Source organism: Hirschia baltica ATCC 49814 (assembly GCF_000023785.1).
GTDB classification, from domain to species: Bacteria; Pseudomonadota; Alphaproteobacteria; order Caulobacterales; family Hyphomonadaceae; genus Hirschia; species Hirschia baltica.
The window spans coordinates 2,793,280-2,807,901 of record NC_012982.1; the positions used below are offsets into that span (position 1 = coordinate 2,793,280).

Annotated in this window: 12 protein-coding genes; 2 read left to right on the forward strand and 10 right to left on the reverse strand. The window is 44.5% G+C overall.

Features of this window, described 5'->3' with window-relative positions; translation table 11 throughout:
* Nucleotide 1: 1 nt before the first annotated feature.
* The 3 genes from HBAL_RS13035 to HBAL_RS13045 all read right to left on the reverse strand — a co-directional run bounded on the left by HBAL_RS13035 (nucleotide 2) and on the right by HBAL_RS13045 (nucleotide 3,709).
* Nucleotides 2-841: a fumarylacetoacetate hydrolase family protein gene (locus HBAL_RS13035; protein ID WP_015828412.1), complete on the reverse strand. Its 840-nt coding sequence runs from the start codon at nucleotides 839-841 to the stop codon at nucleotides 2-4.
* A 4-nt stretch (nucleotides 842-845) separates the two neighbouring features.
* Nucleotides 846-1,772 (reverse strand): VOC family protein, encoded by a 927-nt coding sequence (locus tag HBAL_RS13040; protein WP_015828413.1) that lies wholly within the window; start codon nucleotides 1,770-1,772, stop codon nucleotides 846-848.
* 356 nt (nucleotides 1,773-2,128) lie between these two features.
* The gene (locus HBAL_RS13045; RefSeq protein ID WP_015828414.1) at nucleotides 2,129-3,709 is read right to left on the reverse strand and encodes an AMP-binding protein; all 1,581 of its coding nucleotides are present in this window, start codon (nucleotides 3,707-3,709) and stop codon (nucleotides 2,129-2,131) included.
* Nucleotides 3,710-3,970: 261 nt separating this feature from the next.
* Here HBAL_RS13045 and HBAL_RS13050 point away from each other — a divergent pair, with 261 nt between their 5' ends.
* Entirely contained in the window at nucleotides 3,971-4,315 is a 345-nt protein-coding gene (locus tag HBAL_RS13050) for a hypothetical protein (RefSeq protein WP_015828415.1), read from the forward strand.
* 219 nt (nucleotides 4,316-4,534) lie between these two features.
* The gene (locus HBAL_RS13055; RefSeq protein ID WP_015828416.1) at nucleotides 4,535-5,869 is read left to right on the forward strand and encodes a hypothetical protein; all 1,335 of its coding nucleotides are present in this window, start codon (nucleotides 4,535-4,537) and stop codon (nucleotides 5,867-5,869) included.
* Nucleotides 5,870-5,953: 84 nt separating this feature from the next.
* Here the strand turns inward: HBAL_RS13055 and HBAL_RS13060 are convergent, their stop codons facing one another.
* The 7 genes from HBAL_RS13060 to HBAL_RS13090 form a co-directional block, all read right to left on the reverse strand.
* The gene (locus HBAL_RS13060) at nucleotides 5,954-6,787 is read right to left on the reverse strand and encodes a class III extradiol dioxygenase family protein (RefSeq protein WP_015828417.1); all 834 of its coding nucleotides are present in this window, start codon (nucleotides 6,785-6,787) and stop codon (nucleotides 5,954-5,956) included.
* 33 nt (nucleotides 6,788-6,820) lie between these two features.
* Nucleotides 6,821-7,096, reverse strand: coding sequence for an extradiol ring-cleavage dioxygenase subunit LigA (locus tag HBAL_RS13065; RefSeq protein WP_015828418.1), 276 nt, complete (start codon nucleotides 7,094-7,096; stop codon nucleotides 6,821-6,823).
* A 57-nt stretch (nucleotides 7,097-7,153) separates the two neighbouring features.
* Nucleotides 7,154-7,639: a hypothetical protein gene (locus HBAL_RS13070; protein WP_015828419.1), complete on the reverse strand. Its 486-nt coding sequence runs from the start codon at nucleotides 7,637-7,639 to the stop codon at nucleotides 7,154-7,156.
* The gene (locus HBAL_RS13075) at nucleotides 7,636-9,132 is read right to left on the reverse strand and encodes a tripartite tricarboxylate transporter permease (protein ID WP_015828420.1); all 1,497 of its coding nucleotides are present in this window, start codon (nucleotides 9,130-9,132) and stop codon (nucleotides 7,636-7,638) included. The genes HBAL_RS13070 and HBAL_RS13075 overlap by 4 nt, the downstream gene beginning before the upstream one ends.
* A 41-nt stretch (nucleotides 9,133-9,173) precedes the next feature.
* Nucleotides 9,174-10,334 (reverse strand): Bug family tripartite tricarboxylate transporter substrate binding protein, encoded by a 1,161-nt coding sequence (locus tag HBAL_RS13080; RefSeq protein WP_015828421.1) that lies wholly within the window; start codon nucleotides 10,332-10,334, stop codon nucleotides 9,174-9,176.
* 83 nt (nucleotides 10,335-10,417) lie between these two features.
* Entirely contained in the window at nucleotides 10,418-13,069 is a 2,652-nt protein-coding gene (locus tag HBAL_RS13085) for a TonB-dependent receptor (RefSeq protein WP_015828422.1), read from the reverse strand.
* Nucleotides 13,070-13,307: 238 nt separating this feature from the next.
* Nucleotides 13,308-14,516, reverse strand: coding sequence for a LysR family transcriptional regulator (locus HBAL_RS13090; RefSeq protein ID WP_015828423.1), 1,209 nt, complete (start codon nucleotides 14,514-14,516; stop codon nucleotides 13,308-13,310).
* Nucleotides 14,517-14,622: the final 106 nt, after the last annotated feature.

Sequence of the window (14,622 nt, forward strand, 5' to 3'; positions counted from 1 at the left end):
CTCACACTTCCCCAACCATTTCAGCTTCAATTGCTCCTAAGGTGTCAACCTCACACCTCACCCTATCTCCCGGCTGAAGAAAAACTCGTGGATCCATAGCAGCTCCAACCCCACCAGGCGTTCCCGTAAATATCAAATCCCCTGACTCAAGCGTCATCGCTTCAGATAAATGCTCAATCTGCTGCCATATATTGAAAACAAGATGTTTCGTATTCGAGTTTTGACGCGTTTCGCCATTCACGAGGCATCGCAAACTCAGATTATGCGGGTCCGGCACCTCTTCTGCTGTAGTAATCCACGGCCCTATCGGACAATGCGTATCAAACGATTTCCCCAAACTCCACTGCGGTGTACGATGCTGCCATAACCTCTCCGTCACATCATTGCCGACGCAATACCCAAAAATATGATCAGCAGCATTTTCAGCTGCTATATTTTTTCCAGATTTACCAACAACAGCTACTAGCTCGACCTCATAATCCACGTAAGGAGCATTCTTTGCTATTAATACCGGATCATTAGGCCCATTCACTGATGTAACTGCCTTGGTAAACCAGACTTGAAATTCTGGAGTTTCCATTTTGCTTTCCGCAATATGATCAGCGTAATTCAATCCAATTGCGAATATTTTACCGGGGCGATGGACAGGCGGCAAAAGCTTTACCGTAGACAACGAAATGCCCCCAGAGGACTGCACTTCTTTTGCAACCACCTCCTTCATCTTCCCCCAATTTGAGATGAGATCAACCATTCCTCCCTCAAACTTGATAGGATAAACAAGCTCATTTTTCACAACCCCAACCTGCGGCCCCACACCAGCGTCAAACATAGCCAATTTCATTGAATTATTCTCCAACCATAGGGTGCTTAGGGCCCCATTGAACGTTTAGAAGGTCTTCCAACGTTGCCTTGTTGGAACCATCCGCAACAGTAAACAAATCACCATCAGTCCAATGCTCTAACTCATGCCCCCACGGATCTTTCCAGTAATCAAATACCTGACTACCCAGAACATGCCGTCCGACCCCCCATGCAGATTCCCGCTTTGCTTTTTTCAAATAAGCATGGCCCAACATCAAATCATCTATATCCACAACCTCAAATGCAGCATGATTAAAACGAGGTGCAGCTGGAGATTGAAGTAGAAATATAGTGTGATGATCAGTAGGATTCTCTCCCCTGTCGCATCTCAAAAATGCACCTATCGCAAAACCAGGCTGAAACTCTATCTCATCTGAAGTAACGAAACCGAAACGCTCCTTATACCAAGCCTCCGATACTCGAAAATCCTTCACTTCAAGAACAATATGCCCCAGCCGAACTACATTTGCAGGAGAACCTTCTAATCGTACCGGAGTCCGTAACCGTCGCTTTACAATCGCATCGTTACGCAAAACAGGCTCAGAAACAGCAGCAACAGCGGACAGTTCTTGCCCCGCCACGACCTCAATCACATGCCCATCAGGATCAACTAGGGATACAACAAAACCACCACCCGGCGCATCCAGAGCAGTAACCGCAACCCCTTCCGCCTTTGATAGTATTTCCAGCTCCGATACATCGGATACTCGAAATCCTACCCCTTCAAAGGATGCCGGCCCCTCGCTCGTGGCATGCAAAAATGGCTGCGCACCCACCCCACGTGCATACAAATTACCAGACTCGTGCGGAACCAGCTTCATTCCAAAGTCTTGAAGATAACTTCCCATTTCCGACAAATCAGGCGCGCTAAACCTAACATAAGCAATATCTTCAACCTTTATTATGCTCATATTTTTTTCCTCATGCAGCACCGTTTCCCCAAAATACTTTTAACATGGTCAAGCAATTAGAAATCGACATTCAAACACCCCGCTGGTCTGACAAAATAAAAGCCAACACAACAAGAAAGAAAATTACCAAATTTTATGACCAATCAGTCAAATCAAAATATGACCAAATAGTCAAATATGTCAAGCGCAGATAGCAACAACAATCAAACTAAAGAAAAACTAAATTCATGAAGCAACCCGCCAACCTACACCTATGCGATACAACCAACACAACGAGCGTAAACAGTAGCGATATTATTGCGGTATATTATGATATAATGTATAAAATTTATATATATTAATCAATAATATAATCTTTAATTTGCCGCCATTTTTCGAAGCTCAGCCTTTGCAATTTTATTTAAAGTAGAGCGAGGAAAGTCATCAACAAAGATGATATCTTGTGGCACCTTAAAATCAGACAATTTCTCTCGACAAATGGAAAACACCAACTCGCGTAACGCGGCACCTTCAACATTACTATTCTCAAATATACGAATAAAAGCAACAGGCACCTCATCCAACATAGGATCAGGGCGCGCCACAACAGCAACCTCAAGAACACCCGGAAGAGAAGCAATAACATGCTCTACCTCAGAAGCAGCTACATTTTCGCCGCCCACCTTCAACATATCCTTGGCGCGATCCGCAAAAATTAACCAACCATCCCCTGAAACAGTTACACGGTCCCCTGTAACAAACCATCCATGCTCATCAAAAGAGGCTGCCGTCGCCTCTTCATCATCCAAATATTCAAGAAATAATGACACACCACGAACACCACGAACCACCAAATTACCAGTGCCGCCTGCCGAGACAGGCATGCCAGAATCATCAAACACACCAACCCCATACCCAGGCGAGGGCCGCCCCATTGACATCGGACGATCGAAAAAATGCACAGAACCGACAATCCCATGGGTAACAGTTTCCGTCATTCCCCACCAACCGATTGTCCTCACCCCAAAATGAGCATCGGTCGGTATATCGCAAATTGCATTTCCCCAAAACCGAAACCAGTGCTCCTCAGGGACCTCTTGCTTCAACAGCGCTTGAACAATAAAAGGCACCATCGAAGCCCAAGTGCACCTATGCTTAAGCGCAACTGACCAAAAACGAGAAGCTGAAAAACGAGGCTGAAGCACCACAGTTGCCCCTACCCATAAGGAAGACAAAACCGAATACACCTGAGCGTTAGTATGAAACAACGGCATAAACACAAGAAATGTATCGTCCTCAGTTAGCCCCTCATGAAGTGCACTCATCTTACCACCCCAAAGCGCATTCGCATGAGTCCACACAACACCCTTCGGCCGAGACGTAGTACCGGATGTAAACTGAACCCCAAAAGGCGCAAAGCAATCCGGAACATGCGCAGGCAAACCAACAATATCCCCACAAATATCTTCAAACGCGACAGAATCGACACGTTGGATATCGCTCAATTTTTCATTTTCTGCCCCCACCACAGCGATCCACTCCGCTCCCGGAAAAGACTGACTCAACAAATCCACATACTCAATCTGAGTAACCGCGGCCCGTGCTCTGGATTTTTCGCAAAAATAAGTAAGTTCATCACAACTAGACTTCGCATTGGTCGTTACAGCTACCGCACCAAGCCAAGCGCACCCCAACCACGCAATCAACTGCTCAGGGCAATTATCCATATGTATAATAACTTTATCCCCCTTCACGATCCCTTTATCGTAAAGACCAGCAGCAAAACGACCAATACGCTCAACAAATCGACTGTACGACCATTCCTCTGAAACGCCTTCAAAAGGTTCCCAAACGAGAAAAGTCTTGTCTGCATGTATTTTGGCTTGGCGCTCAAGAAGCGATCGCACATCCCAACCCAAAAAAGGATTTAAAATATCATTATGTTCTTGAAATTTCATTTTATTTCCACCCAATATTGAATTCGATTTCCACGAGCGAATAAATCCTCCATTTCACCAACAAATTATTGATGCAAACAAGAACCGGTCAACATACCGTCATCCCAAAGCACTCATAAACTTGCCGAATTTCAGAAACCTTTATTTATCTTTCAGCCCAAAATTGGTAGAAAACCAATCAGCTGTCAACGACATATTGACTAAACAGTCATTTTTATGCAAGTATCGCAAACCAACCCTACCCACCAAAGGATGAAACAAATGACTTTTCAAAGAAGAGCGCGCTCAAGCCAAAACGCCATAAAAGCGCTTCTATGCATTGTCGCTCTTGCCGTAGGTTCAACAGCATTCGCAGACAAAACCTCGTCATTGGAGACCTCTTCAAACGCTCCCCTGAACTTAGACACGCCATTGGAAATAATTGCCGCTACTCCAGCCGGCCTTGAAGCTCTGCAGACTCATTTACCAAAGCTTATTAATGGCCCCTATTGGACACGCGTAAAAAACAAGAGCCTAAATGAATTAAAAGTTGATATGGGACCAATGTACCCTCAATCTAGAGTGGATTTAGTAGAATCAGCGCTGAAATCTGCATCTCCAAAGTAAACCGTTCCATTTCGCAAAACCGAGCGTCCCTCCTCCCAGCCTCCCCCTCAAAGAACAAATCGTTTTTATTTTACGCCACCATGCAGCACGAATTTACGCGCTACATCAGTATCAACCTACCCCCAAATTCTATAGAGCAACACAACAGAACCCTAGCTAGGTTTATAGTTCACATACCGCTTATTTACGGTAATTTAGAATATAATTTGGGAGGATAAAATGAAAAAAGGTCTGTTATACACCATCGCTAGCTTTACGTGCGTATCGCTTATTTATGCCAGTCCGGTTACGGCAGCAGAGCCAATGGAAACAGCACTTTTTGCGGGTGCCGCTAAGATTGATGTTACCCCTGAAATAGATAACTTACCAACCCCATTAAACGAAGTTAACGACCCCTTATACATACGTGCGTTGTACATTGAAAGCCAAGATATTCCCGCCCTCATTATCGCAATTGACGTTCCAGCTATTGCACCTGATATTTTCTCAGCGCTATTAGAAACAATATCAAATAATTATGCCATTCCCGAAGCCAATATAATTCTATCTGTTACCCATACCCACAATTCGCTACGCGTCGCTAACCCCGGACCTTCCCCAATCCCAACATCTGCAGCATTCACAAAAGCCGTGAAAGACGGAACACTAGAAGTTGTTAAAGATGCCATCTCCCAAAAGCAAGCTGCAAAATATGGCTTTAGCACAGCCCAATCATCGCTAATAGTTAGCAGAAACGAGTGGTTGCCGAACGAAAGCCGCTATGTAGACGGCACAGATAGAACGGGACTTGAAGAAGTTGATCAAACCTTTGGTATTCTGCATTTTGAAAGCCTATCCGACAAACCTATTGCAGCCGTGCTAAACCTTGGAATACAACCAGTTGTCTTTGAGCCAGCCAAAAACATTGTAAGTGGAGATGTTCCCGGGGCGACATCCAACTATGTTGAAGCAGCCCTTGGTGAAGATTATGTTGCCCTCTTTACTGTCGGCGCTCCAGCAAGTCCCGCTTACCGCGTTTGGTCAAAAGACAAACCTTCCCGAACAGCGAAAACTGCAAGAACGATTATGAATGCGATGGGAGTTATTCTCGGCGAAGAATCTCTCGCTCAGATAGATTACATGACGATGTCAGAGAAACCTTTTGAGATTTCTTCCGCTGTCGACAGTTTCACTTGTTCAGGCAAGAAGACAACACCACGCAATCTGAAATCCCATTGTGACATGGACGACGAAACAGACTTACCGGCATGCATACACGTCGATGAGCCCTTTCCAGACGTCAAGCTAAGTTTGGGCGTTTTAAGGTTGGGGGATTTAGCCTATCTGACATCTGACAGCAATGTTACACCGGCCCTATGGAACATATTCAAAGCCGGCTCAACACTCGCTCACCCTCAATTGGTCGGCACTAATTTTGGTCCATTCCGATTTGTTGTAAACGATGCCGCCTATGCACTCAACACCTATCCTGCCACAGACACTCGCGCCCAATCAGGATGTGCACAGTCTGGTTTTATTTCGACATTGAACGCATTACTACAAAAAACCGAATAAAATCAATAAAAAGAGCGGTCATATTGCTATACCGCTCTTTTTACTTTTAAAGATTGAACAGAACGCCTTTACCAGACTTACTAACTAAGCATCTGGCTCTAACAACAACACAGCACCACCAGTATTTGATAATGGCTGAAAATAAGTCTGCGTTACAACACGAACTTCTTTGGGCATAGCACCCCGCATTGAGATCCATGAGGTAAATTCCAGCCCTTGGCTTCCAGCTAGATCAACCCAATTTTCTATAGAATAATCAAGAAGATCTTCGGGTGCATTCACTATCTTATCGAGGCACATACGGTCAAAATCTTCATTGATAAAACCAGCAAGATTAATCTGATGAGACAAACCACCACTTGCGACAATCGCTACATTTAAATCATCGGGGTAAGATTCAATCGCCCGCCCAATCGCCTGACCCAGCTTAAAACACCTTTTGAAACTGGGTACTGGGTGCTGCATGATATTGATGTCAATTGGCTGCACTTTAGCTGGCCATTCTTGCTCTGGCCACAACAAATCCCCCGCCAGCAAACAGGCATGATCTAACTTCATCTCTTGGCAAGTTGCGATATCAAACTCGTCCTTCACCAAAGATTCAATCAAATGCCACGAAAATACATCATCCCCTTGAAATTCTCTCGGCGCTGGTGGTCCAAAACCTTCATCTCCAGGACCATAACTAGGTGCTGCTCCAACAGCGAAAGTCGGCCTGTTGTCTAAAAAGAAATTGAGCCCATGATCGCTGTAAAGCATAACAATAAGGTCTGGCTTCTTTTTCTCAAGCCAATCATGAACCGGCGGAAAAGCATCAAAAAAGCCCTTCCATTTAGGGGTACCCTGTAGATTACCTTTAATCGCATCACCAATAGACGGCACATGCGAAGTGGCAATTGCACCAATAATATTAGCCATTTATTTTATCCTTATTTTTACTTAAAACCGGCCCTACAGCATATTCGCGCGACGATAGGTTCGAACGAGTTTGATCCCAAAATACATATTGGCACCGACATCAACGAGCCGCACTCGGTCTCCCGACAATACCGCCTCCCTTTGCTCATTTGTCAGCGCGTACTGATCGCAATAAGCTTCTCGGTTTTTCAAAAATTCTTTTCGGTTTTGTTCAGAATTTAGAGAAAACATCAGTTTATTCAGCGCATATCCTTCACGCGCTGCAACTCCATCAAAAATTCCCTTTGTTCTTTTCTTTTCCTGCACCATAAATCACTCACCTTTCAAAAAAATACTAGTTATCAATGAATTAAGAACACCCGCTCGTTACACAAGCCACTCATACAACGCCCCAAGATAAGGCGGTGAATCAACAAGAACGCAGAAGAACAAGAACAAAATCGCAGCAATCAATATCGCAACACCGAAACTCAACATGAGTGACATGCGCGCCTTCAACCTGAAGCTCACCAACAAATACAAAAATACAGACGGATAAAATCCAAGTAGCCCAATGCCCAAAACAAAGCCGACCAAATATGCCATTTCTTTTATTGGAAGAAGTCCATTATCGGATATGGCTTCACGTAGAGATTCGTATCCTTTGGAAAACGGAGACGATTTATCTGCATATGCAATCTTCAAATCACGAAAAATCATGACTAGCAAAAGAGCAAATACGAACGACCCAATAGAAAGAGGAAGTAAGGCTGTTTCTGCTGGCCAATTGCGCGCATACAAAAGCCCCACTCCAACCAAAACGAGCAATAAACTTTCAAAACCAATCGTCCAACTTCGATTTACCTTTGTCATACCTTAACCTCACTCTGAGACATCGCTTGCCCAGTTTGACGGCTCAGACGATAGCCAAAGACCAGACCGATAATGACCAAACCAAGAATTGCCATAACGATTGGACGAGTCAGCCAGCTCGCACCATAAATCATCGTGCTTTGAAAAAAGTTCTGTTCGAATACCGGCAAAAGTATGTAGCCAAGAATAAAAGCAGGCCTCGGCCATCGCAATCGCTTCATGACACAACCCACAACACCAAAGAGAAGAACAACCAAGACATCCCCAATATGATTATTCTCGATGATGACACCCGCAAAAATGATGACCATCACAATGGGAGCAAACACCTCTATCTTCACGCGAGTTAATTTAGCGATTTGGTTGGTAAATGTGTAAGCGAGAACGGCACCCACAATATTGGCAAGCGCGAGACACCAAATTATAAGAAATATCAAATGCAACTTACTGGTCAGCATAGCTTGCCCTGGCGTTACACCCTGTATCCAAAGCCCTGCCAAAATCAAAGCGGTCACTGCAGAGCCGGGGATACCAAAAGCTAATGTTGGCAATAATGCCCCACCTAATGCTGCATTATTGGCAGCCTCAGGCGCGATTAGGCCGCGAATATCCCCCTTACCAAATTGGCTTTTATCTTTAGCAAGCGCAACAGCGAGAGAATATGCCATCCAGTTTGCAACCACAGTTCCCATTCCTGGCAAAAACCCGACCCAAGCTCCGACTAAAGACGACAGGCCTATAAGCCGCTTATTCTTTAGCGCTTCTTTTACACCTGCCGCCTTACCTTCAACTTTTGCATTTTGGTTATTCGCAATCGTCGCGCCCTTAGAGAGTAGCTCCGTCAACTCAGGAATTGCGAACAACCCAAGCGCAACAGCAACAAGACTAGTTCCATCCAAAAGATAGTCAGTTCCGAACGTCCATCTGTTAAGAGAATTGACAGGGTCCAGCCCCACCATACCCGTTAGCAAACCTAGCCCAGCGCAAGTTACACCCTGCAAAAAATGTCGCCCTGTGAGCACTGCCACCATTGTGAGCCCTAATATGGTCATTGCTAAGAACTCAGCAGTCCCAAAACTCAGAACGAGTGGGCGAAAAAAAGGAATTGATGCCGACAATAGAAAAGCGCCAATCACACCGCCAACAGCAGAAGAAAAGAAAGCAGCCCCTAAAGCCTTACCCGCCTGCCCCTTTTGCGCCATTGGGTAACCATCAACAATAGACGCTTGGCTACCTGCTGTTCCGGGCGTATTTATCAGGACACAAGGCACCGTATCCGCTGTGGTGGTTACAGCCAGCAATCCAATAATCAGAGGCAGAGCAAGCTCAGGCCCAAGATGAAAGGTGAAAGGAAGCAACAATGCCACACCAACAACACCGCTCATGCCCGGAATAAATCCAACCACCCCACCGATTAAAACACCTGCAAGCAATGCCAGCAACGTCATAGGCTGAACCAGCATTTGAAGCCCTAAAAGCAACGATTCAATCATGCTAACTCTTCCCATTTTTATGTTTAATATCTGTCATTTATCTACCCTCGAACTTTATATTTTTGGGCAATAATTTCTCTAAGTTCTTCTATTTCAGACGGCGTGAGCGACGACAGGCGATCGAAACGTTTCTGAATCACTTTTCGGGATATAAATTCTTGTGTTGGTTTTAATTGCAAACGCTCTAATTCATGTCGGAAATCAGGGTCAGCCCAAGTCCTTCGTAGCGCGTCTTCCAGAAAATCAGCACGATCTTCAGCTATTCCTGGCGGCGCATAGACCAGATACATAACGCTCATCCAGTCATCAATGTAATCAGCCCACTTAGCCCTCCCCTCGACACTAGCCTCCGCCAATGTCGGAACCTCTGGATACTGGCTTAGCGGCAACGCCGTCACTATCGGCTTTACTGCATCGGGCTGTGACGCATACAGCTCAACACTGCCTGCAGTCATCTGAATTTCATCACGGGAAACAGCTGTAGCTCGGCCTGCGGAACTTGTATAACCTGGAATGACAACCATATTCTCCCACCCTAAAGCCGCCGCAAATTGCGGCCCAAAAAAGGGTGTACTTTCACCAAAGAAGAAACGTTCAGAAACTAAATCATCTGGCCTTTCCCATTTGGAGTTAGCATCAGCATAAAGTACAAAGCTTGTTTCTGTGAGCTTCCCTAATGGAACAAATTTACTCCAGTCATATCGCACACCAGCACGCTTAAACATCGACCCAGTAATCATCTTCGGCCCATGCCCAACTAGAACAATTGTTAAGCCGTCGGGCTTTGATTTAAACATTAGATTGCGGGCCTGATATCCACCACCAGCCTGCACAGCTTGGACCGTTACAAATGCTCCGGTATATTTCTCAATATAAGGCTCCATGAGCCGCGCTAGCACGGTAAATGTTGAGGAAGGGCCCGCTGGAGAAATCGCGGTAATCGTTTTACCTGCAAAAAATTCCTTAGCCGATACTTTATCTGAATCAATAACCTCAGGTGTATTGATCTTTAAAAGCATTAAAACACATAGATATATCAGAATAAAAACAGCACATATGAGGGACACCCCACGCGGAGAAATTGCCTGATTATGACTAGATGAATTCTCAATATGAGCCACTATATGCCCCGCCTCAACCGCGTTCCCTTGCGGATTACAAGCAGTTTCACTTGAGCCATTTTGTTGATTATCGACACGCATCGAATTTCCAGAATTTTAAGGAAAGAGGATGGTTCCCGCCAAAGCGGGAACCCAGTTAATTTCAGGGTAGAAGCGGAAACGTCCTAATCCCAGAAATACTTCAATTCCAATCCAAGCGTTCTTGGAGCACCATATTGATAAGAATAGACACCCTGACGTTCCTGGAAACCACAATTATTTAGGTAACGCTCATCCGTCAGGTTTTTTGCATATGCTGCCAATTGCCAATTTGCATTATCCGGACGATAAGTTGCACGCGCTCTTACCGTTGAATATGCATCTTGAATACACCTAGAAGCAGGCGCATCAATCGTCGTTGATTGATAGTCATATTCATCTCGCCAATTAACACCAATCATACCAGTCAGAACCCCAGACTTCAGTGTGAAATCTTGCTGCAGCATGGCATTTATCGTCAGGTCCGGTGTGTAGTCATTAATCGCAGTGTTTGTTAGGTCGACATATGTTTCCGTTGCCGGGTCAAATGTCTGATAATTTGTGTACTCGTTTTTCAAATAACCAAAATCGAGTGCAACAACACCGCCATCCCAAGGCATGGCACGCATTTCAAATTCAACACCGCTGATCTCCACAGCTGCCGCATTAGTCGTCAATCCGATAGTTTCTTCATTTCCAAACTGTCCTGAAGAGTTATCAATCTCGATCGATTCTTGTTTGTCTTGATAATCCATAAGAAAATAATCGACAGCTAAGTTCAACCTTCCATCAAAAAAGTTGCCCTTTACACCGATTTCATAGTTTTTGACCTTCTCAGGACCATAAGTAACTAGCGGATCCAATATAGGATCCTGCAGCTCGTCGTTGAAACCACCCGACAAGAACCCTTCAGAATAAAGAGCATAAACAATAGAATCCTCACCGATTTTACGTTTTAAAGAGACGCGAGGTGTGGTCGCGGAATAGGAAATCTCACGACTGTTATAAAATTCCACGCCGTTTGTAGTTCCACCGACACCATAATCTAGTTCACACATTTGACTTTCCGGGCCATCGGCCGGCGATCCCCACGGAAGACTTGCATAACTACAGGCCTGACGATCAAACTCAAATTCGACCTGATCAAAGAAACGATCTTCATCAGTTTGACGAATACCTAATTCCAATGCCCACAAATCTGTTAGGTTTACAGTGACATCAGCGAAGAAAGACACAGCTTCAGAAGAGATCAAACCCGAACGACCAGCAATACCTGGTCCACCGCCGGATGGTTTTCCAATAAGATTAAGTCCTTGAAAATTACCATCTGTCTTACAATCAACAAATGCATCTCCAGCCACGATTGCTGCTGTATCACCGTTTTGAACAGCTCTCAGACAATCTCCGCCACCTTCATAGAAAACATCGTCATATGTGTTTGCACCCAACACAAAATCCACTCGATCCATCAACGAACCGCTTAAAAGAAACTCAAAACTTTCTGTTTCTCTGGCACGCCCATCTCCATAAGGCGTCGTTCCAGTCGCGTGGCTCATGACAGGCGTGTAGTCTCTCTCTCCAAGATAGTGTTGTGATGAAAAGAAATTCCCATAATTAAGCTTGGCACTTAATTCATCTAAGATCCCAACTGATCCTTCAGACTCCCATGCTAAAGATGCCGTTTTAAACTCATTATCAAGCTTCAGGAATGTCGCTTTCTCAGATGAGAAATGATAATCGCCCTGCTCACTATCACTGATACAGGCATCCCAGAAATCAAGCGTCGCACCGGGGTATAAGTCTTCTAAATGCCCGTTTCCTGTTAAACCGCCACCCCATTGCACAACACCATTACTATAGGCTGGCCCTGTATACGGGTTTTCACGTCCGAGATCAGTAGCAATCGCGTTGGCCGTATCAAGCATGCCCTGATCTGGATAGACACGACATCCACCACCATCTTGTTGGTCATCCTGATAATTACCTCGGAAACCAACATCAAAAGTGACGTTTTTAGTTGGCTTTAAACGCAATTGAGCTGAAACAGCTTCTAAATCACGAGCACCCCAGTCCTGACCAAAATAAGTATTATAATAATGCCCATCATATGTTTCTTTCGCCACAGCAACGCGAGCCGCAGCCCAGTCCGTAATCGGCAAATTCACCGACCCTTTAAATGAGCGATCCCCGTACGAACCTGCCCGCACGGTCATATCAGCTGAAAAATCATCTTCCGGTTGTTTCGTCACGATATTGACAAGACCACCTGTTGAGTTTTTCCCAAACAAGGTCCCCTGAGGACCACGTAAAACCTCGATACGGTCGACATCCAGAGTGCTCAACATACTCCCAATACGGTTGGGAATATAAAATCCATCAATATACATTGCAGAACCGGCAGCCTGAAGCGCACCGCCTCCGCCACCATTGGTATTCCCGATACCACGAATGAAGATAGCTAGTGTACTGCGATATCCACCAACATTGTTTTGAATGGTCAAACTAGGAACAGACGTCCCGATATCAGTTACATCAATTACGCCCAAATTTTCAAGTTGCGCTTCCCCAAGAGCAACAACAGACGATGGGACCTCATTCAAGCTCTCTTCACGACGACGCGCAGATACGACAACAGTATCCAATATTGCTCGTTTTTCTTCGTCAGCCTCGACCTCAACACTTTCTTGAGCAACTGCGAATCCACCCGACGTCATCAACAAACAAAATGCCGCACACGTTGACTTCAAACGATACTTTAAAAGATGACCATTGCCTTCAGAACTATGTCTATTTTTCATTTTTTATCCTCCCTATTTTCTTATTGTCTCAGGATTTTTGAAAATCCGATTATTGGAACCCGACCATATTCAGATCAGAATGAGTCTCCCCTAAAACTATAATTACATATAAAAAAAGGCTGGCACTATAATAATAAATACAACCTATATACAAACTGAGCTCACAAAATGAGCTTATAAAAATCTATCTCTATTAATTTATAGAACAGATTTATTATAAGTATTTTACAATACTTATTTATGCAAAAATTTTAATGCTTCTACCTCCAAGTATACTTGAAATTATTAACACAAAACTATTTTGAACTTTATTCGGCTTCCAGCTCCGACGCTTAAAAATGCCGACGGGCGGGCCATTTTCAACAAATTTCAAATCCAGCGGCACCAGATGGCGTGCCTGAGAATTTAATTCCTGATCAGTCATGAAACTCAGCATGTCGCTGCCTGAAAGAATCTCACCAATCAAATTAGGTGCGTTTGTTTCAACTGGTATGGAAGGAAGCTTCAAACCACCTGTTATTTTTTTCAAGAATCCTTGATGCAATCCTTCTGGATCACTGATCACCCAACTATAGCCAATCAAGTCGCTCAATTCTAATTTACCAGCGAAAGTCAACGGATGGCGTTGTCGAACAACAACATGCAAAGTCGGCCTCCAAAGAGGTAGGTGTTCCAAATGATCGCACGCCTGATCTGACGTCTGGCCATACACTAAATCTAGGTCACCATTACTTAGACTATTCAATAATTCGGCACTATTCGCTGTCTTGATCTTGACCGTTATCTTTGGATATTTTTGCGTGAAGTGGTTTAGTGCTTGAGCTAAAATCCTACAGCTACAACTGGGCATAACACCAATATGAATTGTTCCGCTGGAAGATACATTATTGGTAGAGAGGTCTTGTTCAATTGAGTCAATTTCTGCGACTGCAAGTTGAAGATATTTTGCAAACTCCTCACCCTCTTCCGTTAAAATAGGACCGTTTCTGCCTTTAATAAGGTATTCCGTATCAGAATTCCGGCCTAATAAATGTATAGACTTGAGAAGTGCTCGCGGCGTAATATTGAGACTACGCGCCGCAGCTTCCACATTCCCAAATTTTCTCACAGATATCAGCGCTTTTACTTGAGAGCGCGTGACGCGGTTTGAGAGTGTTTCAGCACGACAAGATGCATCCGCCCTTAGTCCAGCTTCTAAACCTTGTAGTAAAAACTTTCTAAAACGCCGTATCCGTTCAGCCACAACTCTGCCTTCTGGAGTAACAAAGCTTCCCTTTATTGTTCGCTCAAAAAGACGCACACCTACTAGACTTTCAAAATTACGAATTGCGCGCGTGACTGCTGGCTGCGTCACATTTCGTTCATTCGCAGTGCGCCGAAGACTGTTTAACTGAGCCGCCGTTTCAACCAGCCGCAGATGTTGAAATTGTATCTGATCTGATAACATCAAACCTTAAACTCCCCTTTTTCTTCAGACTCCACGCATATAGAAAGCATGGGTCTGATTATATTTTTTGGGTTTCTCGGTTTGATTCTTTTGCCAAACTCCAAGA